We start from the raw sequence: 24,519 nt of genomic DNA on the forward strand, positions 1-24,519 counted from the left end.
GGCGCTTTTGGCGTGTTGCCTCACTCGGGTCGCCGACTGTACTTGGCGATCGTCGCCTGATTCGTCGACGGGTCTTGGAGGCGGAGCTCCCAGGGCCCGGTGTTGACGTCCATGTCCTTGCCGAAGCCGATCCACTTGCCGGCCATGCGGGTACCCGTCGGCTCGACGAGCATCTGAATGGCGCCGTGGTAGCGGGCGCCTCGGTAGTAGCCGTCGGTCGCAGTCTGCTCGACCCACGTGCCGGTGACGACGCTGCCGTCCACTGTGAGGTCCATGGTGAGCGGAGAGTCGGGGTTCGATGAGGCGCCAGGCAGGGATCGGACGGTGAGCCGGTTGCCGTGCTGGAGCAGCAGCACGTAGTGCACCCCCGCGAAGGTGGCGTCCCGGCCGCTGGAGAAGTACTCGTACTTGGAGAGCCAGACGCCCGAGTAGTTGGCGCGCGGTGAGGTCTGTGGCGTGGGGCCAGGGCCAGGTGCGGCGACACCTTCGGGGGATGGGTGGACGTCGTGCCCGCCCGCTCCGTCGTCGGCCACGCGCGCCATGACTGGCGAGTTGAAGCCGAGGGAGTCGATCGGCATGCCGGTGACTACCTCAAGAGCGCGGGCGTAGCGGGCACTTGGTGCGGCGATGGCTCCAGACTCCCATCGCTGCACGAGCCGCTTGCTTGCGTCGATCCGATCACCAGCGCGCACTCCGGCTTCCCGAAGTGCCCTGGCGAAGTCATCCTGGCTCAGCATCATGGAGATGCGTACTGCCCGGAGCGTGGCGTTTGGTTCGGTCATGTTCTATACGGTAGCCGCTATGACGCCGGAATGCCGCCCTTAATGACGCCAGGATGTCGCCTCGGGTGTCGTCGCGGAGAGTGACGCCGAGATGTCACCTTGTGGGCATGGATGAATCCCCGTCATCGCCCCTTGGCGATCTGCTCCGCTCGGGAGCCGGACATGCCGAGCATCTCGCCGACCTCGCGCCACGGTCGGCCTTCCTTGAGTTCGTTGACCGCATCCTTTTCGAGGTCCCTGCCGGTGCGTTCGCCGGCAGCCACGACCTCGCGGAACTCTCGGATTGCGTGGAAGCGCTCTACGGGATTAGTGATCTGCGCGAGCCGTCCCGTCTCGGACTCGATGGCGGAGGTGAGCGCTTCTGTCATGCGCGTAGCGTATGGGCCGTTCGCCGCAACTTCAAGACTCCTCTTGACAGTGCGGTGTGCCCGAGTGCAGGCTGTACTTCAGCGGCTCCAAGGCCCCCCTTGAAGTCGTCACCGCTGTCCACTCTCACCAGGCTTTGCCTGCGGGCAGCAACACAACAGAAAACGGGCCGGACACCGCAACTCTCACATCGCGGGCCGGCCCTCACCACGAGGAAGCTCTGAAAGGTCGCCTCATGGATAAGCAGCAGTCTACCCAGGCTGTCCTGGGTACCGTCACGCCCTTCCCGGCGATCGCGCCGGGCCATCACCTCGCCCCGGTGGCGATCGGAGCCCCCGGCCCCGAGCAGAAGCTGGTGTTCGTGCCGTGCCCGGATTGGTGTGCGACGAACCACGTCTCTGAGTGGGTGCACTTCCTGGAGGACGTGGACCACACGGGCGACACGCTCGCCGTGCACGTGCACTCGTTCTTCAACCCCAGCAAGCCCGCCTACACGATGACGGCGGCGGTCGGCTGCGACCCGATGTCGAGCGACCTGCAGATGCGGGCGGCACACATCATCGTGGGCGACGAGGGTAGCGTCGACGCCTACCTGACGCCGGAGATGGCGGACGAGGTGGCGGCCGACCTGGAGAAGCTGGCCGCGAAGATCCGTGAGGCCGCCGACACCGCCCGTCTGCACAACGAGCACGCGGTGGAGGTGGCGGCATGAGCACCGAGACCCTGAACGCCAGGGCCGCCGAGGCGCTGGCCAAGCTGGAGCGTGCGCTCCTGCCGCTGCCGCTGATCCGTGCGGTGACGCGCTACGAGGTCGCGGCGTTCCACTACGACGAGCTGGTTGCCCGGCCGGCGTCGACGCTGTCGCCTGCTGAGTTCGATTCGATCGGGCAGGCGCAGCAGACGATGGCCGACATGTTCGGTGTGCTGGCCAAGGCCGGGCGTACCGATCTGCTGGCCCCACTGGAGACGGCCACCCGCTACCGGTACGCGTCCGAGTGCTGCCGCCGACTGTCCGCCTCGGGCGACGTCGACGGCTGCCTCGAGGCGCAGGATGAGATGGCCATGTGCCGCTGCCATCTCGCGAAGGCCGGCCGCCTGGACCTGATCGGCGGTGCGGCGTGAGCTACAGCATCGAGAACGCGGACCGTCTGCGCTGGCAGATGCGGGCCCACATCATCCTGGCCCAGTTCCTGGACGCCGCCACCCAGCAGGGGCTTCCGGCGATCGCTTGGACGATCGCGACGACCGGGGCCATCACCGGCACCGTGAACGGGCTGGGGGTGACGGCGGACGAGCAGCGGCAGCACTTCAACGCCTGGGTCGCCTACCTTCAGGCCGAGCCGACGGGGCGCATCCGCCGGGACGGCAGCGCCACCCTGTACGCCAAGTTCGAGTGGGGCGATGAGCCGGCCGGGGCGATCCGGGCCGAGGTTGTTCCGCCGATGGACGCTGAGGGCGGTGGCCTGTGAGCGCCCGGGAGATCTTCGACAGTTTCCCGGCTGGTGGCCCGCGTGGTTCGTGGCCGGCGGAGGAGATGGCGGCCGAGCTCCGCACCCAGGGCACCGACGCCACCGTGGTGATGGACCTCGCCGGCGACCGGTTCCTGGTTGTCCCGGCCGAGGGGAGGGCGTGATGACGGAGCAGGAGGCCGCTGACGCTCTGGCCCAGCAGCGGATCGCAGAGGCGATGGCTGCCGCGCAGGCTGCTGAGGCCGCCCGTATGGCCGCCGAGCAGTTGGCCGCTGCTCAGCAGACGCGACCGGTGTCGTGATGGACACCGAGGCCGACGACTGGCTGCCGGACTGGCATTGCATCCCGTGTGGTTCGTCCGGCCGGTACGAGGACGGTCCGGCTGTGTGTGACTGCCCTGACGGTCAGCCTCGTAGCTGACCACCCTGATCGCCGCAGGCGGCGGGATGACACCGAATCCCCCGCGGCCTCGCCGCCTGCGGCCCACTACTCCACTCGATCTATCCCGAGAGGGCTTACGAGCCATGTCCATGATCCTGTTCGACGCCGATCTGTCCGCCACCGAGCTGGGTGCCCGGCGTCGTAAGAACGCCACGATCGGCGAGGTCGTCGACACGGTGGTCGCCGGTCTGTTCGCCGACTACGTGACCGCCCGTGCCGACCGTGACCGTGAGCAGATGCTGCTGATCCTCGACCACGCCAAGGCGATCGACCCGGCGCTGGTCGACGAGCTGCGCGGCTTCGACTACCTGGCCGCCGCCTGACCTGTTGCCCGATCCGCCCGAACTCGTGTTGGGCGGTGAGGGGAACCGCGCCAGCGCTTCCACACCACCCACGAAAGGAACCCGTCATGGGAATTCTCTCCCGCAACAACTCCCGGCCCAGCATCCTCGACCGCGCCAACGCCGAGGCCGGGGCCAGCACACCCTCCAGCCACCACGACAGCCCAGTGGACCCCGACTACGACCGCGAGGCCGCCGGTGCCGCCGCCTCGGACGCACGCGACGCCGCCCTACGCGGTGACACGGAAATGGCACAGCGCTTCCAGGACCAGGCGGACCGCCACCGGGACATCTACCTGCACCCGTACTCCCGCTGACCGGCTGCCCGCCCCGCCCGTCTCGCACGGGCGGGGTCGAGGGGAACCGCGCCAGCGCTTCCAACCAACCGAACCCGAGAAAGGACACAGACCGCCATGACTGCCAGCCCGTCGAAGGTGAACGGCACCGCCCGTCCGCCCGCCGTGCCCGTGCTGGGGGACTGGCAGCCCATAGAGGCCACCCCCGCCCCCCAGGCCGACACCCCCACCGAAACCCAGCAGGGCGCCCAGGTCGACAGCGAACTCGTCGCGCAGGCCCAGGCCGAGGCGATCCGCGCCGCAGCATGGGCCGAGTCGGAGGAGCGCCGCCTCGCAGCCGAGGCGAAGAAGGAAGCCGACCTGAAGCTGGCCGAGGCTGAGGCTGAGGCGATCCGCCTCAAGGCGGAGGAGGAAGCGCGCAAGACGCGTCTTGCCAACGACAAGGCTGAGGCCCGCGCCCGCGAAGAGCAGGCTGCCCGCGAGGCCCGCATCGCCAAGCTCAACCGGGAGCGCGAAGAGCAGGAGCGTGCCGCCCGCGAGACCGAGGAGAAGGCCGCCGCGCAGGAGCAAGCCGAAGCGGCGAAGGCTGCCGAGATCGCTGCCGCCGAGGAGCAGTGGCGGAAGTACGCGCTGCGCTTCTATGCCGTCTGCTCGGTCGTCGCCTTGCCGGTGCAGATCGCCGCGTTCTACAACCCGAACGCCCTGTGGCTGATGGCCGCGCCGATCATGCTTGAAGGCGGGGCATGGGTTGTTCTCAAGGGCGCCCGGGCCGCGGCCTCCGGGCACCGGCCGCACTGGCACTACCGGCTCATCGCGTGGGTGCTCGCCTTCATCGCGGCGGCGATCAACCTCTGGCACGGGCTGCATGCGTTCGACCCGGCCACCGCAATCGGAACCGCCTTCGCATCCATCGCTGGCCCCGGCGTGTACGACCTCCACGAGCACGGCCAGATCCGCAAGCGAGACGGTGCCCTCACCCGCAAGCAGCGCAAGGCAGCCGAGAAGGAAGCGAAGCGACTCGCGGTGGAGAAGGCTGCGGAGGAGAAGCAGCGCACTGCTGAGAAGGAGGCCGCCGACAAGGCCGCCGCCGCGAAGGCGGCGCAACTGACCGAGCTCCGCACGACGCACTTCCCGAAGGTGTGGGAGCACGCCGTGAAGCTCGCGGCGGACCTCGGCGAGACGGACCCGAACGCCGTCTGGGAGCGCGCCAAGCTCGACGTCGAGGGCGCGAAGCCGGGCGAGTCCGCCGACGTTCTCCGCATGCGCAACGCCGCCGCCGCAAGGGTCGACGCGGCCCGCCAGAACAAGCCCGTCAACACCGTCAGCAAGACCACGAACGCGCAGCGTACATCGCAAATGCAGACCACCAAGAAGCAGCGCGTCTACAACCCGCCCGCGCGCCCTGGACGACGCACCAAGGGCGACACCGCGCCCTACGTTGCGGCGGCCCGAAAGCAAGCCTCCATCACCGCCAAGAACTCCCGCCCGAACGCCAACTAACCCACCCCTAGGAGAGATCAGTAATGAACGCCACGATTCTTCGGCTGGCCATCTCGGGCGGCGCCACCATCGCCCTCCTCGCCGGCGCCAACGCCACCGCGTCCGCCGCCTCCCCGGAGCACGAGGCCACCGTCATCGCCATCGCCCGCACCGACACCACGCCGGGCGGCACCGACGGCATCACCAACGGGCTCACCCCCGACAGCGGCGGCTCCGGCGCCCAGCTGCAGAACCCGGTCAGCGGGCAGCAGCCCATGGGCGTCAACGGCGAGCAGATCACCACGCAGGCGTCCGGCGGCGCGATCGGCGCTGGCGTCGTCGCCATCCTGCTGCTCGGCTTCATCGTGGTCGTCCGGGTCAAGCACCGCGACATCAAGCCCGGTGACGCCGTGCTCGTCGGCCTGTTCGGGATCGCCCTGTCGGGCACGGTCATCGGCGCCATGGGCGACCAGTTCACCGAGTCCGCGATCGCCTCCCTCGGCAACATGCTCGGCGGCCTCTAACCCAACCCCGCGGGGTCCACCCCGGACCCCGCCCCGACACCCGGAAGGATCAGGCCAGTGGCCACCGAAGCACAGCCCGTCGAGAAGCAGCCCGTCGAGGAGGAGGCGCAGGAGGCCGCCGAGCCCACCCGTGGCGACCGCGCCAAAGCGGCGCTCAAGACGCAGTACGGGCACGCCGCCGCCCGCACGAAGGACTGGCTGGCCACAGGCGACCTCGACCAGGTCGCCGTCATCCAGGCCGCCACCGAAGCCAAGCAGCGCAAGCACGCCGAGAAGGTCGCCAACCAGCAGCGGGCAGCCGCCGAAGCGCACGGCCGTTTCGCCCACGCCAAGGCCCGCGCCGAAGCCGGTGAGACGGTCAACGCCGGAACACTCGCCACACTGGGCGGGCGGGTCGCGGCCGAGGAATCCCGGCTCGCCGAGCTCCAGGCCACGCCCGTGCTCCCGCCCAACGACCGGGAGATCAACGCCGCCCGGGCCGGTGCGAAGGCCAAGCGTGCCGCCATCGTCGCTGGTGGTGGCCTCGCAGCCTTCCCCGCGCTCGGCGCGGCCATCGAGCAGGCCGGGAACGGTCAGCCCACACTGCTGGCCGTCCTCGGCACGGCCGCCGGGTACGGCTGGTACCTGGTATCGCGCCCTTTCGACGCCGGCCAGCCTGCACCTGCCCCGACCACCGTGCAGCTGGCCGCCCCAACCGTGGATCTGGTGAAGCCGGAACCGCAGCCGGGGATGCGGGAGTTCAACGCCCCGCCGCCCCCGGCGCTCACGGTTGACGAGCTTGATCAGGCCCTCCGAAACATCGGCGAGGTCAAGCCGAACGAGCAGATCCAGATCCTCGCCGTCCCGCAGCGGGAGAAGGACGGAAGCACGACCGTGGTCTTCGATCTTCCGCCTCGCACCACCGTCGCCGAGCTGAAGAAGAAGTTGCCGAAGCTGGCTGGGGCGCTCGGCCGCGACGTGTCCATGGTCGACATCGAGAAGGCCGGAACAGAGGTACGCACATCCTTCTGGATGACGGACCGCGACCCGTTCGAGGAGACCAGGCCGTCGCCGTTGCTCAAGGCCCCGGCTCAACTGGACGCCTGGAAGGAGGGGGTGCCGGTCGCCTGGAACAAGCGGGGTATCACCATCCGGCTTGCGATCAACAACCAGTCGTATGTGATCGCTGGCATGACTCGGTCCGGGAAGGGCGTCGGCGCTTCCAATCTGGTCGTCGGTACCTCGTTCGACCCGCGTATCAACCTGCGGATCGTGGCAGGGAAGAACAACGGCGAGTGGGACCCCTACGCCAAGGCGGGCGTCGCCTCGACGTACTTCAAGCCCAACCCCGAGCGGCTGCTCGCCCTACTCAAGGCCCTGCTCGCCGACAAGGATCGCCGCGAACGGGACCTCGGCAAGCTCGGCAAGTCGAAGCTGGTCGGGCCCGTCATCGAGCAGATCGGCGGCATCGAGCTGCTGGTCATCGACGAGTTGGCCACCTACACTCGGCCCGGCAAGCCGCTGCGCGACGAGATCCTTGAGGCGCTGATCGAGCTGTCTGCGGTGGCTGCCGGTGCAGGAATCCTCATGGTGCTGATCACCCAGTATCCGGAGGCCGACGTCATCCCGCAGGCGCTCGCCATGAACTGCGGCGCCAGGTGGGCGATGCGGGTGGAGAACGCCACCCAGTCCAACGCGATCCTCGGCGGCGGCCAGGCCAGTGCGGGCCGGGACGCTTCCAAGTTCGATCCGCCCCGGCCCGGCTTCGGCTGGCTCGTCAACCCGTTCGCCGGCGTCACCGACTTGGCCCGGTCCTTCGACCTGGACGAGGACGAGCGTGGCGAGATCACCATGCTGCTGGAGAAGGCGGCGAAGATCCGCGAGGTTGCGGGCCGTCTGGCCGGGCAGTGGGACGACCCGATCGAGAAGCACCTCCTCAACGCCACCGGTCTGTCCTCGGCGGCTGGCGGACCGAAGCGGGACGGTGTGCCGGGCCGGAACGTGCTGAACCACACGCCGGAGCAGCGGATGCAGATGGACGCGCTGCGCGGGTGTCTGATCGCCATGACGACGACGCTGGGCCGGGATGTGGCGCAGCTCGACGAGATGGCCGAGATCATCGGCGGCGGTATGACGGAGGAGCGGCTCGGCGAGCTCCTGCGGGCTGCTGGTGCCGGGGGCACGGTGAAGGTCACGATCCCTGGCAGGCCGAACCGCGTGAACGGCTACAAGCGGGCCGATATCGCGGACGCACTCGCCTTGCTCGAAGGTAACTAACCCCGTCGTTTTGCACCCTTTGCCCCGGACAGTCGCCCGGACAGGATCCCTTTCGTCCCGGTCTGTCGCCCGGACGGCACCCGGACGCGACCCGGGTCACGTCCACCCTCCGTCCACCCGCGTCCGGGGTGCAGACCGGGGCAAACCTGTCACTGTCCACCCGACAAACCACCACAAACCCGAAACGGAGAAGATCACCCATGTCCAAGTGCTGGCAGCCCGGCGACGCCAAAAAGTTCGCGAAGCAGGCCAAACTCAACACCCCCTACTACGTCGTCCGCGACATGGCCACCAACCTCGCCCCCTACGAAGACAAGCGCACCTACAGCCAGATCGTCTTCACCGAACGGCGGCCGTTCACCAACACCCCCAGCGCCGGCTCCATGGACGCCGTTCAGTTCTGCCAGAACTACGGCCCCGTCTACGACACCCCGCCCCAGGGCCTCCGGAACCTCGCCGGACCCGCCCCCCAGGTCGCCGGGCCGCTGCCCGCCGGCTACGAGGGCGTCCTCGACGAGGCCGAACTCCGTGGCCTCGAGAAGCGCGTCCGTGACGGCAGCGACCCGAAGAAGCGCCGCCCGCTCGGGTCTTGGCGCGTCTGACAACGACTGAAAGGACACGAGATGAACCAGCAGCAGGCCGTAGAGGAAGCCGCCCGCGAGGTGATCGCGCACGGCGGACCCGCCTGCCTCACCGACCCGAAACAGGTCATGCGCGCGGTGGGCCGCGCCTACGACCTCGGCGCGACCGAGGAAGACCTCAAGGCCGAGATGCGCCGCCAGCGCGGCGAAGGCCAGTAGCCCAAAACCACACAACCGGAGAAGGGATCTAGCACATGGTCACGAGGCAGGAACTGCTGGCGCTCGCAGCGAACACGGAAAACCTGATCGCGCGAACCCCCGAGCCCGCAGCGCACCAGCTCGAACAGCGCGACCGCATCATCGCCGCCGCCCACGCCGCCGGAATCACCGACGCAGAGATCAGCGCCGCCCGACAGGCCTCGCACTAACTCAGCCGGGGCGCCCCTCCAGCCTGCCAGCACACAGGGGCGCCCCTTCCCACCCCGCCCGAATCAGATCGAACGAGGAGACCCTCATCATGCCCGGTCGAATGACCGACCAGCAGTGGGAGGCGCAGAACGGCCCCCTCTCCCCAGCCGAAGCGCAGGCGAGGGGCCTGTGCTGGTGCTGCACCGGGAACGGCGTGCTCTACACCGCTTTCGGCGGCGTTCAGCGCACGGTCGCCTGCCCCGAGAAGTGCGACAACGGCAAGGCGCGATCATGACCGCCAAGGCTCTCGACCGCGCCCCAGCCGCCGCGACGAAGGCGCTCTCCTTCGACGAGCGCCTCGCCCTCGCCGCCCTCGCCGTCGACGCCCGCATCAACACCCACAAGGTCAACCTCGACGACGTCATCCAGGTACCCGCCGAAATCACGCAGCCCCCCACCGCGTGCCCCTACAGCACACCCCTCGCCGTCACCCTCCACAAGGCGCGCGTCCGACTCGAAACCGACGGCTGGTGCGCAGGGGCACTACGCGACGAGCAAGGCGCCAACTGCCTCATCGGAGCCATCCGAGCCGAAGCACCCACCGGGGGAGTAGCAGACGACGCCTGCCGCGTCCTCCTCGACGCCATTCAGCGCGACTTCCCAGGAGCGGAAACCATCCCCTCCTGGAACGACTCACGGAATGGCCCGCGCCAACCACTCCTCTACCTCGACCGCGCCGCCGCCCTCGCCCACGCCCGAATGCTCTAGGAGAAAGCATGGCTGACTACAGCAACCCGAACACGCCGCTCACCGCCAGCCGCTACGCCTGGGACGCCACGTTCAGGTACGGGACCCTCACGACCCAGCGCATCGAAGGCAGCTACGACACGCAGCCCGGCGCCACCGTGGGATCCCTCCTCGCAGGGCTCACCAATTGGTACGCGCAGAGCAATGGCATCCCCGTCGCCAACGTCACCATCACGAGCTACTCGCTACAGGAGAAGTGAGCCATGAAATTCACCCGACACGAACCCGACCGCGCAAGCCAGACCTGCGGCTACCAGATACAGATCGGCAGCTGGCACAACGACGGCAACCGCTTCTGCACCGAACGCAAGGTCAAGGGCCTCTACTTCTGCCAGGAACACCACGACTGGCTCGCCGCCGACGAACCCGACGGCCGCATCCGCATGGCCCCCGGCAACGCCATCGGGCGGTAACCGTGGGAATCAGCATCAGCCACGGCGTCCCCTCCACCCGATCCGCCCTCACCATCAGCAACCTCGGCCAGCACCTCGCCCACGCACTCACTGGGCCCGAGTGGCGCGAGATCGCCCACCTCTTCGACGGCCACCTCAGCGTCCCCGTCCACACCCCACCCACTGAGGCCGGCCGCATCGGCGACCTCCTGGCCAAAGCCGCCAACCACCGTGCCATGAACCCCGAATGGGCCCAACTCGCCACCCTCCTCGGCGACTCCGCCAACCGGGCCGCCCGCGCCGGCCAGAACTGGGAGTGGACCTGACCATGCCCGACATCTGGAACGGCAAGGAACTGCCGAGCCGCAACTCTGTGCACGAGCCGTTGTCCGAGGACATCCACTACCGGCTGTACGACCAGAACACCGGTCGGCTGCTCAGCTTCAACTCCACGAACAGTCTCGGCGCAGTCGCTGGCGACATCGCTGATACGCAACGCGAACACCCCGCCGCCAAGGTCGTCTTCGTCCGCTACGACGGCCCCGCCTACCGATAGGAGGATTGCCATGTGCCAGTCCGAACCGACGATCTACGGCATGACACTCGACCTCGCCATGGAGATCGAGGACGGCGTACCTGACTGCTGCTACGGCCCGATGGACGGCAAGCCCGTCGACGCCCACGGCCACCGTGAGTACGAGTGCGGTGACTGCAGCACCATCGTGGAAGTCGACGACCTCGGCCTCGTCTGGGACATCCGCGAGAAGGCCCGCACCTGATGGCCACGCGACCCGTTGCCTGCTTCGTCGCCGTCTGCGACCTGTGCGGCACCAGCGAGACGAACCAGGGCTACACACCCCACGGAGCGACCGAGCAGGCCGTCATCGACATCGTCACCGAGAAATGGGGCGACCCCACATGCGGCTGGACCCACACCTGGGACGGCCGCCTCGTCTGCAACACCGAAGACGACGAAGCCCACACGACCGCCCACGAAGAAGCCGGGAAAACCATCAGCAGCTGCGCCATGACCGTCACATTCCCGCGCTGACCGACACGCGCCATACCGCACCCCATGCTCGTAGACAAGATCCGGCACAGGCTGTAACGTCGATCGCACCAGCTACACGCTGCCCAAAAACACCCAAGGCCCCCGCATTGCGGGGGCCTTTGCCGTGAGCGGAGGCGTCAATGTTCCACAACCCGCCGCTCGACCAGATCGACCCCGAAGACCTGTGGACCGCGAAGCAGGCCGCCGAGTTCTTCCAGATCACCCCCGAGACGATCCGCATCTGGGTCCACCGCGGCTACCTCACCGACGTCGACGTCGTCGGCAACGGGCCCAAGCTGTACTACCGGCCAGCCCTCGCCGACGCCGAATACAAGACCTGGCTGAACGGCGCCGACCGGCCACTCCGCGGCGGACGCAAGCGCGACCTCGACCGCAAGCGTCAAGCCCGCGACAACGCCACCGCTGTCCGCCGGGCCGCCTGACAGAAGGGGATGGCCGTGGCCGCCACGATCCATCGCTTCGAGGTGCCCGTCGATGACCGCTGGCGCGAGATCAGCGGATGCGGCACACCAATCCACGTTGACTGCCGTGATCCCCAAATCGTCGAGTTCTGGGCATGGCGGCGCGACGACCTCCCGGCACGTCACTTCCGCATCTACGGAACCGGCCAGCCAATCCCCGACGGCACCCACTACCGCGGCACCACGCTCACGCCCGGCGGGCAACTCGTCTGGCACCTCATCGAAACCCCCTGAGCTCGGGGCAGTCCGGCGGCAGCCCCGACGTCCCGCCGCCCGAAGCACCCCCGCCACGAGCGGCGGGACCCCCAATAGGGTCACAGCACGGCCACACCGACCCCGCGACGTCCTACGGCAGCGCATGATGCCTCCCTGCACCAGAAGCACTTGGGGGGAAACCATGCGCACCCGCACAGTCTTGCCTGCCGTCCTGCTTGCACTCGCCGCTGGTGTCACAGCCTGCAGCGGCGCCAGTGACACCGAAGCCAGCCCAGCCGCCTGCAAGGAAGCACTCGCCAAGCAACTCCACGAGGCCTCACAGACCGGCAAGAAGGGCAGCCGGCCGGCAGCCTGCACAGGCATCGACACCAAGACCCTGGAGAAGCTGGTCGGTGAGGTCACCGAGGAGTGGATGGGCAGCGACGACGCCGACAAGGTCGTCAACGACGCGCTGGAAGACGCCTTCGGTGACGGCGTCCCCGTGCCTGACGTCACCGGGACCGAGGTTGGCACCACCGGGATTTCCGACGAATGCCGGGAATGGATCGAGGACGAACTCATTGACTCCTCGGACGCCGTTGACGCCACCACTGGCTACGGCGCCTGCGGTGACCTGTCCGAAGAGGAACTCGACCAGGCCATCGAAGAAGTCACCAACGAGTTGATCGAGCAAGGCGCCACCGCCACACCCTGAGTCAGGAGGCGCCCGTGGCCGGCAACCCGCGCAACGGGCGCCCCTACCGGCGGTTGTGCGAGCAGCAGCGGGCCCTCGGTTTGCCATGCTGGTGGTGCGGTGACGACATCGCTTACGAGCTCACGGGGCGTGACGCGCAGACCAGTGGGTGGGCGTTCACCCTCGACCACGCCCTGGCGCTGTCCCGCGGTGGCGATCTCCTCGACCCGGCCAACGCCCGCTCGGCGCACCGACGGTGCAACAGTCAGCGCGGCAACCGCACCGACGCTGGACGACAGCCGATACGGTCCTCACGGAGGTGGTGACCATGGCATACGACGACGACCTTGCGAAGCCCCAAGACCACGTCCGCATAGCCCTGAAGCGCTGCCGACCAACCGTCCCGCGCTGGTACCAGTACAGCTACACCGCCACCGGCCTTGAGTACTGGCTGCGCTTCCTCATCGGCGAACCCCGCGAGTTCGTCTACGTCGTACCGCGCCGCCTCGCCTGCCGCCTCTTCAAGTGGCACAGCCCCACGTGCGTTGGACGCGGCGCACCTCACCCCCGGAGGTGGTGAGCATGGCCACCGACCGCCTCACCATCCCGTTCGAGTGCCCGGCCTGCCACGAAATCATCGCGATGCCCACCGCCTCGCGGTATGAACACGGGCGTGCGGTCGTAGCTATCGACACGGGTCCGGTACGCGAGCACGTTCGTCAGCCTCATGACGAACTCCCCGACCGATGCTGTGGCTGTGTCGGGGAGCAGTGCTGCAACTGCGGTGACGCACCGTGCTCTACGTCGTGAGCGGCCCTCCCGCAGCGGGGAAGTCGTCATGGATCCAGGCGCGTGCGAAGGCCGAGGACATCGTCATCGACCTGGACCGCATCACCGTCGCCCTCTGCGGCCCGGGAGCTCCAAGTTGGAACCACGACGAGATCCAGTCGAAGGTGGCGCTGCGTGCCCGGTACGCGGCCATCGATGAGGCGCTCAAGCACATCGACGTCCGCGACGTGTACCTCATCCACACCATGCCTAGTGCCCGATGGCAGGCCAAGTACAAGCGGCTCGGTGCCAAGGTCGTGGCAGTGGACCCAGGCCGTGACGTGGTGATGCAGCGCATCAGGGACATGCGGCACGACGGACTGCTGGCCGTAGCGACACGCTGGTACAGCCAGCAGGCCAAGAGCAGCACGCAGACCACCGCACGACAGGCATCACGCTCTTGGTGATCACTCGGTCATCACGCTGAGGCAACACGCACACCGCCCCCGCTTTGCAGTGCAAACGGAGGCTGGTGGAGGTGCCGACGACTGCACCCCGACATACCGGGCACCGCTCGGGGGCCGGCCGAGGGATCAGGTCCTGCCTGGCACCCGTGAGCGCATCCACTCTGACTACATACCCGCAGGTCAGGGGGGTGGTATCCGATCGAGGTGCGTGAGAGGGCGGGCGACCCAACCGCCCTTGTCGCCCGATTTTTTGCGTGGAGTCTATGGAAGATCAACTACGCCGAACCGGGCTTCAGTGGATTAGTGATTGCAAACACTGCGAATGGTGACGCATTGTGATGGCTCGCGATCGCGTAGATCAACACCACCAACAAGATCACCCGCCGCTAATCCCGGCGGCCAGGGACACCTGAGTCTCCCGGCTCGGGAAGTCTAGTGCAGGACGGCATTTCTGTCTGCGCCGGTTGCTAGGTGAGGGGGCGTCATGACCCCTGACCAGGTACGCGCGGAGATCGCCGGGCTCGGTGTCGCCGCGGTCGCTCCGGGGCTGGTGGCTGTGGCTGAACTGCTCGCGCGAAGGCTTGAAGAGACTGAGGCGCCGACGTCGGCTGCGGTGGTCGCTCGCGAACTGAGGGCGACTCTCCTGGAGTTGCGGAAAGTCGCTCCGGTGAAGTCGGAGGGGGACAAGCTCGATGACCTCGCTGCTCGACGCGCCCGCCGCCGCGGCGCCTGACCCGGTCGGTTCGCAGGAGCCTCGGATCTGCACGGTGCCGCCGTTCCTGTCGTCGTCGGGTCAGGAGGCTGTGGAGCTGTCGGCCCTCGCGGGGCTGGAGCTGGATCCGTGGCAGCAGCTCATTCTGGATCGCGGTCTGGGGGAGCGGGCCGACGGCCGTTGGGCGGCGTTCGAGGTCGCGGTGAATGTGCCGCGGCAGAACGGCAAGGGCGGGGTGATCGAAGCCCGTGAGCTGGCGGGTCTGTTCCTGCTGGGCGAGAAGCTGATCCTGCACAGCGCCCACGAGTTCAAGACCTCGATCGTTGCGTTCCGCCGGATTGAGCAGCTCATCATGGGTTGCCCTGACCTGCGGAAGCGTGTGCTGCGGGTGAGGAAGACGACGGGTGAGGAAGCGATCGAGCTGGTTACGGGTCAGGTGCTCAGGTTCCTGGCCCGGTCGGGCGGCTCGGGCCGTGGTTTCACGGGCGACTGCAACATCCTGGACGAGGCGATGATCCTCGGCGATGACGCGATGGGCGCGCTGATGCCGACGATGGCCGCGGTCCCGAACCCGCAGATCTGGTACCTGGGCTCGGCGGGGATCGGTGGCCCGTCGGTGCAGCTGGGGCGGCTGCGGAACCGGGCGTTGGAGGCCGTGGAGTCGGGGGAGCCGGATCCGTCGCTCGCCTACTTCGAGTGGTCGATCGACCCGCACGTGACGGAGTGCACGACGGGCTGCAACGAGCACGACGATGCGGGCGATCCCGGGGCGTGGGCGAAGTCGAATCCCGCGCTTGGGATCCGTATCAGCACGGAGCACGTCCGCAACGAGCGGCTGAGCATGGGTGACGCGATCTTCGCGCGGGAGCGGCTGGGTGTGGGTGACTATCCGTCGGATTCGGCCGGCACGTGGACGGTGATTGGCGAGGACGCGTGGCGGGCGCTGGCGGACGGGGAGAGCAAGCCGGAGGATCCGGTGGCGTTCTCGATCGACGTGACCCCGGAACGATCCTGGGCGGCGATCGGAGTCGCTGGCACCTCGGGTGATGCAACCCATGTCGAGGTAGTGGATCACCGTCAGGGTACGGGCTGGGTAGTTGAACGGGCCCGTGACCTGCATGAGCGCTGGAAGCCGCGCGTGTGGGTGGTGGATGCGGCAGGGCCAGCGGGGTCGCTGATCCCGGAGCTGGAGCGGGAACTCGGCGTTGAGGTCGTGCAGCCGAAGGCCCGTCAGTACGCGCAGGCCTGCGGCCAGTTCTACGACGCGGTGGCGGCCCGCGAGTTGGTGCATCTGGATCAGGCGCCGCTGGCGACGGCTCTGGCGGGGGCGAGGAAGCGGGATCTGGGTGAGGCGTGGGCGTGGGCCCGGCGCGGGGTGAACGTCGATATCAGTCCGCTGGTGGCCGTCACGCTCGCCCGCTGGGGCTTGGGCGTGGACATCGAGGAGCCGGAGGAGGAGGTGGAGCCGTGGGTCGCCTTTCGGTGAGCCGTGTCGGGTTGGCGCGGGTGGGTGTGTTGGCCGGCGGCGGCCTCTTCACTTCTGGAGTCTGGCTGGCCGTAGACATGGCGGCTGGGCTGATGACGGCTGGGATGGGCCTGGTGGCGTACTGCCTGCTGCTGGCCGATGTAGGCCCTGCTGAGGGCGGCGGGAGGCGGCGCCCGTGACGAGCCTATGGAGGTCGGCTCGTCGCGGGCGCCCGGCGCCCGTAGAACAGCGGCATATCCAGACGCTTGAGGACTACGTCAACAGCTTCACCTTCGGTGGGGCGACGTACTACCCGACGGGCGTGCAGCAGACGATGCCGGGTCAGGCGGAGGAGCGGATCCCGAACGACTTCACGGGGTTCGCGACTCGGGCTGTGACAAACGGGGTGCTGTTCTCATGCCTGTCTGTGCGGCAGTTGGTGTTCTCGGCGGCCCGCTTCCAGTGGCAGCGCCTGAACAACGGCCGGCCGTCGGAGATGTTCGGCACTGCGGATCTGCGCCTGCTGGAAGAGCCTTGGGTGGGGGGCACCACGCAGGATCTTTTGTCGAAGGTGCTGTGGGATGCGGATCTGGCCGGTAACTCGTACTGGGCGGCGCCGGAGGGCGAGCTGGTGCGGATGCGCCCGGACTGGGTGGACATCGTGCTTGAGCCGCGCCAGTTCCGGGGCGGACAGTTGGGGTGGCGCCGACTCGGCTACGTCTACCAGGAAGGCGGCCGAGGCTCGGGCGCGGATCCGGTGCCGTTCTTCCCTGAGGAAGTGGCGCACTTCGCGCCCACCCCTGACCCGCTCGCGGCCTTTCGCGGCATGTCATGGATGACGCCGATCATGCGCGAGGTCGGCAACGACAATGCGATGAATACGCACAAGAAGCGGTTCATGGAGAACGCCGCGACACCGAACATGGTCGTCACCCTCGCCCGCGAGGTCGCGCCGGAGGCTTTCGAGAAGTTCGTGGCCAAGATGGACGCCGGCCACCGCGGTGTCGACAACGCCTACAAGACCATGTATCTCGGCGGCGGCGCCGACGTGACGGTGGTCGGCAAGGACTTCCAGCAACTCGACTTCGCCAAGGTGCAGGGGGCCGGCGAAACCCGCATTGCGGCTGCCGCCGGTGTCCCTCCGGTGATTGTGGGGCTGTCGGAGGGCTTGCAGGCCGCCACGTACTCCAACTACTCGCAGGCCCGCCGCCGGTTCGCAGACGGCACGATCCACCCGCTGTGGCAGAACGTCGCCGGCAGCTTCGCGCGGCTGGTGATGCCGCCCGGTGGCGGCTCGGGTTCGGTGCGGCTCTGGTACGACTCCCGCGACGTGCCGTTCCTTCGGGAGGACCGCAAGGACGCTGCGGAGATCGCCTCTCGGCAGGCGCAGACAATCCGGGCTCTCGTGGACGCCGGATTCACGCCCGACTCTGTGCAGCGGGCCGTCGACGCCGAGGACTGGTCGCTGCTCGAACACACCGGCCTCTACTCCGTTCAGCTACAGCCCCCTGGGACAACCGCGCCCCCGGCCCCGCAGACACCTACCGAGGAGGGGACCTGATGGGCACCCTGCATCCCGCGTCGCGTGACCTTGAGCGGTCCGCGCCGTTCACCTTCGCCCGCGCCGACGAGGACGGTAAGGGCGACGGCCAGACACTGACCGGCTACGCGGCCGTGTTCGGCCAGGAAACCGAGATCGACTCGTGGGAAGGGCACTTCACCGAGTCGATCCGTAAGGGCGCGTTCCGTAAGACGATCCGCGAGTCCACGCCGGTGATGCAGTTCGACCACGGTCGGCACCCGCTCATCGGGTCGCTGCCCATCGGCTCGATCGCCGACCTGCGGGAGGACGACCAGGGCCTCTTTGTGGAGGGCCGGATCACGGACAACTGGTTGATGCAGCCGGTCCGTGACGCCATCGCAGAGAAGACCGTGAACGGCATGTCGTTCCGGTTTGAGGTGGTGCGCGAGGAGTGGCGCGACGTCAACGGCAAGCTGGTGAAGCCGGAGGAGGTTCTCGACCTGCTGTGGATGCCCGGTGACCGGGGGCCGCTCAGGCGAGAGCTGATCGAGCTGAAGTGCCGCGAGCTGGGTCCCGTCGTATTTCCGGCCTACGCCGGAACCGAGGTGTCCGTGAGGGCCCGCGGCATGGCGCACGAGTTGTGCCGCAGCGACGACATGACCCGGCAGATTCGTCAGTCCCTTGCCCGGGATGCCGCGCTGCCGCAGGTACCCGAGGATCCGGAGCTGCGGCGCGAAGTCGCGGCGGCTCTGCTGTTCGACCGTGAGGACGCGCCGCCCGCCGCAGGGCACCCGTCCCCGACGGCGAGGACCTTGATCGACGCTGAAGTGACGGCCCAGGCCGCTGCTTCGGCCGTGACGACCACAGATGGCGCGCCGCTCGAACGGGAGCACCCGCCAGCAACTCCTGACGCGCCGCCCCCCGATGGGCACCCGTCGGCACCCGAAAACGCCATGTCAGAGCGGCTCAGGAGCGATATCCGCGAGATCGCGGCGCTCATGAAGACCCGCCTGGCGCCCATCGTGGAGGACACGAACTGATGGAGCTTTCCCACCAGCAGGCGGTGATCCGCCTCAACGACATCCAGACCGAGCTCGAGCGGCTCGGCGAGAAGGACGAGCTGACCGTCGATGACGAGCAGCTCTTCGACGAGCTGACGCGGGAGTTCGGTGAGGTTGACACCCACCGCCGTCAGCTGGAGCGCAAGGCCGCGCTGGAGCGGGTTCGCACGGCGACCACGGCCACAGTGCGCGGTCCGGCCGCACTGAAGATCCAGCGCGGCACGCCGGTCAACCCGTCCGACGGCTACGACCTGGACCCGATCCTCAACCCCGACTCGGTGGAGGACGCCCGGTTCCGTAACCCGTGGGACCTGTCCCAGGTTCGCACGTTCGACCGACCCAAGGCCGAGGTGGGGCGGGAGCTGCGGGCGCGCGCCCTGTCGGCGATCGAGAAGATGCCCGGCACCCGGGACGCGGTGCGCGCCGCGGCCACCAACATCCTGGAGCGCTGGGACGACCGGGACGCCAGCATCGCCCGCCTGTGCCTGGCCACGTCCAGCCCCGAGTACCTGCGGGCCTGGTCGAAGGTGGCCTCCGGCCGGGCGCACATGGTGACGCCGGACGAGCAGCGGGCCCTGGAGCGGGCCATGAGTCTGACGGACAACCAGGGCGGCTACCTGGTGCCGTTCCAGCTCGATCCCACCGTGATCATCACCTCTGACGGCTCCCGCAACCAGATCCGGCAGGTTGCCCGTAAGGTCGTCGCGACCGGCGACGTGTGGAACGGCGTCTCCTCGGGCCAGGTCAACTGGTCGTGGGACGCGGAAGCCACCGAGGTCTCCGACGACTCGACGACCTGGGGTCAGCCGACCGTGCCGATCCACAAGGCTGCGGGCTTCGTTCCCATCTCCATCGAGGCGCTGGAGGACGAAGCCAACGTCACCAGCGAAGTGGCGCGGCTGCTGGCGTTCGGCCGAGACGACCTGGAGGCCGCCGCGTTCGTCACCGGCACCGGCTCCGGCCAGCCCACCGGCATTGTCACCGCGCTCACCGGCACGTCCAGTGAGATCAACGCGGCGACCGACGGCACCTTCGCGCTGGCGGACGTGTACGCCCTCGATGACGCGTTGCCGGCCCGCTACCGGGCGAACGCTTCGTGGCTGGCGAACCGGGCGATCTACAACGACATCCGTCAGTTCGACACCTCCGGTGGCGCCGCGCTGTGGGAGCGTCTCGGCGCGGACGTGCCCAACCAGCTCCTGGGGCGTCCGGCCTACGAGGCTGAGGACATGGACGGATCGATCACCGCGGCGGCCACGAACTTCGTGCTCGTCTACGGCGACTTCACGAACTACGTGATCGCTGACCGGATCGGCATGACGGTCGAGTTCATCCCGCATCTGTTCCACACCTCCAACAACCGGCCGTCCGGTCAGCGCGGCTGGTACGCCTACTACCGCGTCGGTGCCGACTCGGTGAACGACGGCGCGTTCCGGATGCTCGACGTCTGACAGGCAGCGGCCAGGGCCCCGACGTGCAGCCGGGGCCCTGGCATCGCCCCTACACAGCAAGGAAGGAGAAGGCTGTGGCGATCTACCGCTGCAAGGAGCCGTTCCGCACGACGGTCAATGGCGCCAAGCGTGTCGTGCCCGCGGGTGAGCTCATCGAGGACAGCGACCCGGTGTTCAAAGGCCGTGAGCACCTGTTCCAGAAGGTCGACGACTACGTGGCCCGGCATAGCCCGACCGTGGAGCGGGCCACTGCGGAGCCGGGCGAGAAGCGCGGCCTCGGACGGCCGCGCACCACCAAGGCGGCAGCCGCGAAGACGGCGGCACCTAAGCCGAACGACGACAAGAGCGGCCCCAAGGCGGCGCCCGCCAAGGGCAGCGACGGAGGCACCTCGTGAGGCAGACCCTGTACAGCGTCGCCCTGGCGAAGCCGACCATCGTCCCCGCCGGCGCCCGGACGACCACAACGACCGGCACGACCGTGGACCGGATGACCGACGAGGGCGGCTTCCGCTCTGCTCTGGTCGTCGTCAGCACCGGCACCATCACCGACGGCACACATACCGTGGAGGTTCAGGACTCCGACAACGGGTCGAGCTGGGCGGCTGTTGCGGACGAATTCCTGCAGGGCAGCGAACCGGCGATCGGTGCTTCCCACGATGACACGGTGTTCGAGGTCGGCTACACCGGCCACAGGCGGTACCTGCGAGTCGTCATCACCGTCTCCGGTACCCCGGCGACCGGCGGCATTTACGGCGCGGTGATTCTGCTGGGCTGGCCCCGCAAGATGCCCCCAGCTCGAGTCTGAGGAGGTGAGCGATGCCGTTCGACCTCGGCGACACGGTGCGTCTGGCCGCTGATTCGAAGGACGCGGGCGGCACGCTCGCCAACGCCGCGACGGTGGGTCTGACCATCACCCTGCCGGATGGCACCACCGCCACCCCGGCCGTGACGAACCCCCCGTCCGTCACCGGCCAGTACACCGTCGACTACACCTCCGTGCAGGCTGGCCGCCATTCGGTGCGGTGGGTGTTCACCACGCCCAACAGTGCATATACCGACAGCTTTGATGTGCGGGAGGCGATATCTCCGGCGATCCTGTCGCTCGCCGACGCCAAGGCGCACCTGAACATCGCTGCCACGATCACGACGCACGATGACGAACTGCGAGGCTGGATCGAGGCAATCACTCACCTGGTGCAGCAGTACACCGGCATCTGCGCACGCGGCACCGTCGTGGAGGACCACGATATCCAGCCGTCCGGTACCCGCGTACTGACACTGCGCCGAACCCCCGTCATCTCACTGACGTCGGTGACTGCGATCCTCACCGGGGGCACCAGCTACACGATCGCCGACTTGGACACGGATACCCGGATGGGTATCGTGCGGCGCCTGGACGGCGGGTACCTGTACGGACCGCTGCGCATCACCTACGTGGCTGGCCGTTCCGTGATCCCGGCGAACATCACCTCCGCAGGGAAGATCATCCTTCAGCATCTGTGGCGCACCCAGTACGGGGCATCGCGGGCGGGTTCGGCGATCGGCGGCGGCGAGGACTTCAGCGTCACCGAGCCGATCGCGGGGTTCGGCTACGCGATCCCGAACAGGGCGTTGCAGCTCTTGGAGCCGCATCGTCTGCCGCCGGGGGTGGCGTAGATGGCGACGTCTCGTGTGCCGGCGGCGGTTGATGCATTGCTGGCGATCCTGCGCGCCTCGGCCGCACTGTCCGGGGTTTCGGTTGTGGACGGCCCGCCGACAACGAACCTGTCCGATATGGATCATGTTTTCGTCGGCTACCAGCCGTCCGCGGAGGCTGCGGTGCAGTTGGTGCAGGACTTCAATGCGGCCGGAGCTCGGACCCGGGATGAGGACTTCACTATCCCCTGCTACGCGGAGTCCCGTTCGGGCGACACGGATATGCAGGCCCGCCGTGCCCGTGTCTTCGCCATGGTGGCCGCGGTGGAGGAGTCGCTGCGGGCCACGGATGCGGCGCCGACGGCACCGACGCTGAACGGCACGGTCCTGTGGGCGCACTTGACGGCGGGAAACCTGCTGCAAGGGCAGTCGGCTGGGGCGCAGGCGGGCGTCGAGTTCACGATCACCTGCCGCGCCCGTATCTGATCACCAACGTTGAGGAGCCCGCGCGCATGCGGGCTGTTCGCCATGCCCAGAAGGAGAGAAGCCCATGGCGAAAGTCCGCCTTATCGGCCCGGAGCCGGTGACGGTGCCCGAGCTCGGCGCGGAGCGTGTTGTCCAGCCGGACGAGGTTGTCGAGGTGTCGGACGACCGTTTCGACGGCTACGTCTGCCAGCCCGGTACGTGGGAGTCGGTGGAGGAGCCCGGCGCGAAGTCCGCACCTGCTGCGAAGAAGACGTCCGCGGGCAAGACCGCGATGGGAGTTGAGGACTGATGGCCATCGGATCCGGGCTCGGCTCCCAGCTCGGCATCGCCGCGGAGAGCGCTTACGGAACTTTTGTCGCGCCGACGAAGTTCTACGAGTTCACCAAAGAGAACCTGCAGCTCAAGAAGACGACGGCCCAGAGCCAGGGCATGGCCGCCGGCCGCCTGGTGGCGTTGTCGTCGCGGCGCGTGGTGACGCAGAAGGAAGTGCAGGGCTCGATCGACCTGGAGGTCACCAACAAGAGCTTCGGGCTGCCGCTGCAGGCTCTGATGGGGACGACGGTCACGCCGGTCCAGCAGGGTGCGACGACCGCCTACCTGCAGACTCACACGCTGGCGGACACGGCCGGGAAGAGCCTCAGTATCCAGAAGGGCGTGCCGCTCACTAGCGGGACGGTTGCCGACTACTCGGCGACGGGCTGCAAGGTCACCTCGGCGGAGTTCAGTTGCGAGGTCGGCGGCATGTTGACGTCGACCTTCGAGTTCGACGGCAAGACCGTGTCGGAGGCGGAGACCCTGGCGGCGGCGTCGTATCCGCTCATGAGCCCGTTCCATTTCGGGCAGATGGTCGTCAAGCTCGGCACGTTCGGCGCGGAGACCAGCTTGGACGGTATCCGCAAGGTGAGTGTGAAGATTGAACGTCCGCTCGCGGTAGACCGCTTCTACGCAGGCGCGTCGGGACTGAAGGCTGAGCCGATCTCGAACGACCTGGTGAAGATCTCCGGTTCGCTGGAGGCGGACTTCGTCGCCGCCACACTCGCGGACCTGTTCGTGTCCGACGCCGCGCGCAGCTTGGTGTGGGAGTTCAACGGCGACCTGATTGAGGGCGCCCACAACTACCTGTTCCGGGTGACGCTCCCGGCTATCCACATCGACGACGAGCCGCCGTCCATCGACGGCCCCGAGGTCATCCGCACGACGTTCAACTTCACCGGCCTGTACGACGGCACCAACGCCAACAAGATCGAATACAAGTCGACCGACGTAACGCTGTGAGGTGACGTCGTGGCGCGTGATGTGCGGATGCTCAACACCGGCAGCTTGCTCGAACTCCAGCGCCGATTGCGGGCCGCCGGTGACGAGAACATCCGCCGCAGCATGCAGCGGCGGATTCGGCGGGCTGCCGAGCCGCTGAAGGCCGACCTGCAGTCCACGATGCGCGGGCTGGAGATCCGCAGCCAGGGCCGCAGTACCCGACCGGGCGGGCCGTCGCCGAACGGGCGCCCGCTGCGGGCGACGATCGCCGATGCGATCCGTATCTCGGTGCGTACCACCGGCGGCAACCCTGGCGCCACGGTGTGGATCGATCAGAGCCGTCTGCCGCCGGACATGAGGAACATCCCGGCCCGCCTCAATGAGGGCAGGTTGCGGCATCCGGTGTTCGGCAACCGGAGGCGCTGGGTGAACCAGTACGCCTCTGCTTGGTGGGACCAGACGACCCGCCGTAACCGTCCGCGCATGGAGTCCGAGGTTGCCCGCGTCCTGGACGACGTGCGGCGCCGACTTGAGTAGGAGCAACCTTGATCATCGAGTACACGCCGGACGGCGGAGAGCCGCAGCACATCGACGCGGGACGGCTGCGCACCTCCGAGATCCAGGTCGTAGAACGCACCGCTGACCGCCGCTGGGGCGACATCAAGGAGGCGATGTTCGAGGGCGACGTCGGCGCCATGCGCGTTGCGGCCTGGGTCATCAGGAAGCGGGGCGAGCCGTCCCTGCGGTTCGGGGACTTCGACCCGTTCGAGGACGAGCTGCGCGTGCGCCTGGACGTGCGCGAGGTCCGCGCCTTCGCCGAGGAGCTCTTGGCCAAGTACCGCGACAACCCCGATGACCTCGCCGAGGCGTTCAACGAACTGCGGGACTCCGCTTACGACCGTGAGGCGTGTGAGCAGGCGATCGCCGACGTGACGGCCCCAAAAGATCCGGCATCCCCCGAGCCGGAACCGCAGCAGGAGGAGAGCCCAGCTTCACCGAGCGACGGCTGACCTACCTGCCGCTGTTCGGCCTCTACCTCCACTACACCGCGCGCGACGTCGACGACCTAACCGAGGACGAGTTCGACCTGCTCACTGCGTGGATCGACGCCCACGAGGAACGGCTGCGCGGAGG

Annotated in this window: 41 protein-coding genes; 39 read left to right on the forward strand and 2 right to left on the reverse strand. The window is 68.2% G+C overall.

The features are described from left to right. Window positions 1-20: 20 nt before the first annotated feature. A complete protein-coding gene (locus CES90_RS03845; RefSeq protein ID WP_189783031.1) occupies window positions 21-782 on the reverse strand; it encodes a helix-turn-helix domain-containing protein in 762 nt (253 codons plus the stop codon). 122 nt (window positions 783-904) lie between these two features. Continuing rightward, window positions 905-1,150: a hypothetical protein gene (locus CES90_RS03850; RefSeq protein WP_189783030.1), complete on the reverse strand. Its 246-nt coding sequence runs from the start codon at window positions 1,148-1,150 to the stop codon at window positions 905-907. 233 nt (window positions 1,151-1,383) lie between these two features. On the opposite strand from CES90_RS03850, the gene CES90_RS03855 reads away from it, so the two are divergent. From CES90_RS03855 to CES90_RS04045, 39 genes are all read left to right on the forward strand, one after another. Next, complete coding sequence (locus CES90_RS03855) at window positions 1,384-1,860, forward strand: DUF6907 domain-containing protein (protein ID WP_189783029.1); 477 nt, start codon at window positions 1,384-1,386, stop codon at window positions 1,858-1,860. Next, window positions 1,857-2,270 (forward strand): hypothetical protein, encoded by a 414-nt coding sequence (locus tag CES90_RS03860; RefSeq protein WP_189783028.1) that lies wholly within the window; start codon window positions 1,857-1,859, stop codon window positions 2,268-2,270. The genes CES90_RS03855 and CES90_RS03860 overlap by 4 nt, the downstream gene beginning before the upstream one ends. After that, a complete protein-coding gene (locus CES90_RS03865) occupies window positions 2,267-2,617 on the forward strand; it encodes a hypothetical protein (RefSeq protein ID WP_189783027.1) in 351 nt (116 codons plus the stop codon). Before CES90_RS03860 ends, CES90_RS03865 begins: the two co-directional genes overlap by 4 nt. Window positions 2,618-2,780: 163 nt before the next feature. Next, entirely contained in the window at window positions 2,781-2,918 is a 138-nt protein-coding gene (locus CES90_RS03870) for a hypothetical protein (RefSeq protein ID WP_189783026.1), read from the forward strand. Window positions 2,919-3,141: 223 nt separating this feature from the next. Then, window positions 3,142-3,381 (forward strand): hypothetical protein, encoded by a 240-nt coding sequence (locus CES90_RS03875; RefSeq protein WP_189783025.1) that lies wholly within the window; start codon window positions 3,142-3,144, stop codon window positions 3,379-3,381. Between the two features lie 86 nt (window positions 3,382-3,467). Beyond that, complete coding sequence (locus tag CES90_RS03880) at window positions 3,468-3,716, forward strand: hypothetical protein (RefSeq protein ID WP_189783024.1); 249 nt, start codon at window positions 3,468-3,470, stop codon at window positions 3,714-3,716. Between the two features lie 96 nt (window positions 3,717-3,812). After that, a complete protein-coding gene (locus CES90_RS03885) occupies window positions 3,813-5,195 on the forward strand; it encodes a hypothetical protein (RefSeq protein ID WP_189783023.1) in 1,383 nt (460 codons plus the stop codon). 23 nt (window positions 5,196-5,218) lie between these two features. Next, on the forward strand, window positions 5,219-5,698 hold the full coding sequence (locus CES90_RS03890; protein ID WP_189783022.1) for a hypothetical protein: 480 nt from the start codon (window positions 5,219-5,221) through the stop codon (window positions 5,696-5,698). A gap of 57 nt (window positions 5,699-5,755) precedes the next feature. Then, window positions 5,756-7,954 carry a hypothetical protein gene (locus CES90_RS03895; protein WP_189783021.1) on the forward strand — a complete coding sequence of 733 codons (2,199 nt, stop codon included), beginning with the start codon at window positions 5,756-5,758 and terminating at the stop codon, window positions 7,952-7,954. Window positions 7,955-8,154: 200 nt separating this feature from the next. Continuing rightward, complete coding sequence (locus tag CES90_RS03900; RefSeq protein WP_189783020.1) at window positions 8,155-8,556, forward strand: hypothetical protein; 402 nt, start codon at window positions 8,155-8,157, stop codon at window positions 8,554-8,556. A 21-nt stretch (window positions 8,557-8,577) separates the two neighbouring features. Continuing rightward, on the forward strand, window positions 8,578-8,754 hold the full coding sequence (locus tag CES90_RS03905; RefSeq protein WP_189783019.1) for a hypothetical protein: 177 nt from the start codon (window positions 8,578-8,580) through the stop codon (window positions 8,752-8,754). 35 nt (window positions 8,755-8,789) lie between these two features. Continuing rightward, window positions 8,790-8,963, forward strand: a complete 174-nt coding sequence (locus tag CES90_RS03910) for a hypothetical protein (RefSeq protein WP_189783018.1) — start codon at window positions 8,790-8,792, stop codon at window positions 8,961-8,963. An 89-nt stretch (window positions 8,964-9,052) separates the two neighbouring features. Then, window positions 9,053-9,238, forward strand: coding sequence for a hypothetical protein (locus CES90_RS03915; RefSeq protein ID WP_189783017.1), 186 nt, complete (start codon window positions 9,053-9,055; stop codon window positions 9,236-9,238). Continuing rightward, window positions 9,235-9,711 (forward strand): DUF6197 family protein, encoded by a 477-nt coding sequence (locus tag CES90_RS03920; protein ID WP_189783016.1) that lies wholly within the window; start codon window positions 9,235-9,237, stop codon window positions 9,709-9,711. The genes CES90_RS03915 and CES90_RS03920 overlap by 4 nt, the downstream gene beginning before the upstream one ends. Before the next feature lie 8 nt (window positions 9,712-9,719). Continuing rightward, window positions 9,720-9,950 carry a hypothetical protein gene (locus tag CES90_RS03925; protein WP_189783015.1) on the forward strand — a complete coding sequence of 77 codons (231 nt, stop codon included), beginning with the start codon at window positions 9,720-9,722 and terminating at the stop codon, window positions 9,948-9,950. A gap of 3 nt (window positions 9,951-9,953) precedes the next feature. Further along, complete coding sequence (locus tag CES90_RS03930) at window positions 9,954-10,163, forward strand: hypothetical protein (protein WP_189783014.1); 210 nt, start codon at window positions 9,954-9,956, stop codon at window positions 10,161-10,163. A gap of 2 nt (window positions 10,164-10,165) precedes the next feature. Further along, on the forward strand, window positions 10,166-10,468 hold the full coding sequence (locus CES90_RS03935; RefSeq protein ID WP_189783013.1) for a DUF7739 domain-containing protein: 303 nt from the start codon (window positions 10,166-10,168) through the stop codon (window positions 10,466-10,468). A 2-nt stretch (window positions 10,469-10,470) separates the two neighbouring features. Further along, complete coding sequence (locus CES90_RS03940; RefSeq protein WP_189783012.1) at window positions 10,471-10,698, forward strand: hypothetical protein; 228 nt, start codon at window positions 10,471-10,473, stop codon at window positions 10,696-10,698. Between the two features lie 10 nt (window positions 10,699-10,708). Further along, window positions 10,709-10,921: a hypothetical protein gene (locus tag CES90_RS03945; protein ID WP_189783011.1), complete on the forward strand. Its 213-nt coding sequence runs from the start codon at window positions 10,709-10,711 to the stop codon at window positions 10,919-10,921. Next, a complete protein-coding gene (locus CES90_RS03950; protein WP_189783010.1) occupies window positions 10,921-11,193 on the forward strand; it encodes a hypothetical protein in 273 nt (90 codons plus the stop codon). Before CES90_RS03945 ends, CES90_RS03950 begins: the two co-directional genes overlap by 1 nt. Window positions 11,194-11,333: 140 nt before the next feature. Beyond that, a complete protein-coding gene (locus tag CES90_RS03955) occupies window positions 11,334-11,636 on the forward strand; it encodes a hypothetical protein (RefSeq protein WP_189783009.1) in 303 nt (100 codons plus the stop codon). A 15-nt stretch (window positions 11,637-11,651) separates the two neighbouring features. After that, on the forward strand, window positions 11,652-11,909 hold the full coding sequence (locus CES90_RS03960) for a DUF7352 domain-containing protein (RefSeq protein WP_189783008.1): 258 nt from the start codon (window positions 11,652-11,654) through the stop codon (window positions 11,907-11,909). A gap of 163 nt (window positions 11,910-12,072) precedes the next feature. Beyond that, complete coding sequence (locus tag CES90_RS03965) at window positions 12,073-12,585, forward strand: hypothetical protein (protein ID WP_189783007.1); 513 nt, start codon at window positions 12,073-12,075, stop codon at window positions 12,583-12,585. A 14-nt stretch (window positions 12,586-12,599) separates the two neighbouring features. Then, window positions 12,600-12,890, forward strand: a complete 291-nt coding sequence (locus tag CES90_RS03970; protein WP_189783006.1) for an HNH endonuclease family protein — start codon at window positions 12,600-12,602, stop codon at window positions 12,888-12,890. Window positions 12,891-12,892: 2 nt separating this feature from the next. Further along, on the forward strand, window positions 12,893-13,144 hold the full coding sequence (locus CES90_RS03975) for a hypothetical protein (protein ID WP_189783005.1): 252 nt from the start codon (window positions 12,893-12,895) through the stop codon (window positions 13,142-13,144). 214 nt (window positions 13,145-13,358) lie between these two features. Then, window positions 13,359-13,799 (forward strand): hypothetical protein, encoded by a 441-nt coding sequence (locus CES90_RS03980; RefSeq protein ID WP_189783004.1) that lies wholly within the window; start codon window positions 13,359-13,361, stop codon window positions 13,797-13,799. Window positions 13,800-14,283: 484 nt separating this feature from the next. Continuing rightward, on the forward strand, window positions 14,284-14,532 hold the full coding sequence (locus CES90_RS03985; RefSeq protein ID WP_189783003.1) for a hypothetical protein: 249 nt from the start codon (window positions 14,284-14,286) through the stop codon (window positions 14,530-14,532). Beyond that, entirely contained in the window at window positions 14,492-15,997 is a 1,506-nt protein-coding gene (locus CES90_RS03990) for a terminase (RefSeq protein ID WP_189783002.1), read from the forward strand. Before CES90_RS03985 ends, CES90_RS03990 begins: the two co-directional genes overlap by 41 nt. A 301-nt stretch (window positions 15,998-16,298) precedes the next feature. Further along, window positions 16,299-17,537, forward strand: a complete 1,239-nt coding sequence (locus CES90_RS03995) for a phage portal protein (protein ID WP_229913805.1) — start codon at window positions 16,299-16,301, stop codon at window positions 17,535-17,537. Continuing rightward, a complete protein-coding gene (locus tag CES90_RS04000; RefSeq protein WP_189783001.1) occupies window positions 17,537-18,538 on the forward strand; it encodes an HK97 family phage prohead protease in 1,002 nt (333 codons plus the stop codon). The genes CES90_RS03995 and CES90_RS04000 overlap by 1 nt, the downstream gene beginning before the upstream one ends. Then, window positions 18,538-20,010, forward strand: coding sequence for a phage major capsid protein (locus tag CES90_RS04005; RefSeq protein ID WP_189783000.1), 1,473 nt, complete (start codon window positions 18,538-18,540; stop codon window positions 20,008-20,010). The genes CES90_RS04000 and CES90_RS04005 overlap by 1 nt, the downstream gene beginning before the upstream one ends. A gap of 74 nt (window positions 20,011-20,084) precedes the next feature. Then, window positions 20,085-20,405 carry a hypothetical protein gene (locus CES90_RS04010; protein ID WP_189782999.1) on the forward strand — a complete coding sequence of 107 codons (321 nt, stop codon included), beginning with the start codon at window positions 20,085-20,087 and terminating at the stop codon, window positions 20,403-20,405. Then, a complete protein-coding gene (locus CES90_RS04015; RefSeq protein ID WP_189782998.1) occupies window positions 20,402-20,815 on the forward strand; it encodes a hypothetical protein in 414 nt (137 codons plus the stop codon). Before CES90_RS04010 ends, CES90_RS04015 begins: the two co-directional genes overlap by 4 nt. Before the next feature lie 11 nt (window positions 20,816-20,826). Further along, complete coding sequence (locus CES90_RS04020; RefSeq protein WP_189782997.1) at window positions 20,827-21,666, forward strand: phage gp6-like head-tail connector protein; 840 nt, start codon at window positions 20,827-20,829, stop codon at window positions 21,664-21,666. Further along, window positions 21,667-22,131: a hypothetical protein gene (locus CES90_RS04025; RefSeq protein ID WP_189782996.1), complete on the forward strand. Its 465-nt coding sequence runs from the start codon at window positions 21,667-21,669 to the stop codon at window positions 22,129-22,131. Window positions 22,132-22,195: 64 nt separating this feature from the next. Beyond that, window positions 22,196-22,420: a hypothetical protein gene (locus CES90_RS04030; protein WP_189782995.1), complete on the forward strand. Its 225-nt coding sequence runs from the start codon at window positions 22,196-22,198 to the stop codon at window positions 22,418-22,420. Beyond that, complete coding sequence (locus CES90_RS04035) at window positions 22,420-23,406, forward strand: phage tail tube protein (RefSeq protein ID WP_189782994.1); 987 nt, start codon at window positions 22,420-22,422, stop codon at window positions 23,404-23,406. Before CES90_RS04030 ends, CES90_RS04035 begins: the two co-directional genes overlap by 1 nt. Window positions 23,407-23,415: 9 nt before the next feature. Next, entirely contained in the window at window positions 23,416-23,922 is a 507-nt protein-coding gene (locus CES90_RS04040; protein ID WP_189782993.1) for a hypothetical protein, read from the forward strand. A gap of 8 nt (window positions 23,923-23,930) precedes the next feature. After that, window positions 23,931-24,395: a hypothetical protein gene (locus tag CES90_RS04045; RefSeq protein WP_189782992.1), complete on the forward strand. Its 465-nt coding sequence runs from the start codon at window positions 23,931-23,933 to the stop codon at window positions 24,393-24,395. Window positions 24,396-24,519 lie beyond the last annotated feature (124 nt).

Origin of the sequence: Streptomyces capitiformicae (assembly GCF_002214185.1) — a bacterium.
Taxonomy (GTDB): Bacteria; Actinomycetota; Actinomycetes; order Streptomycetales; family Streptomycetaceae; genus Streptomyces; species Streptomyces capitiformicae.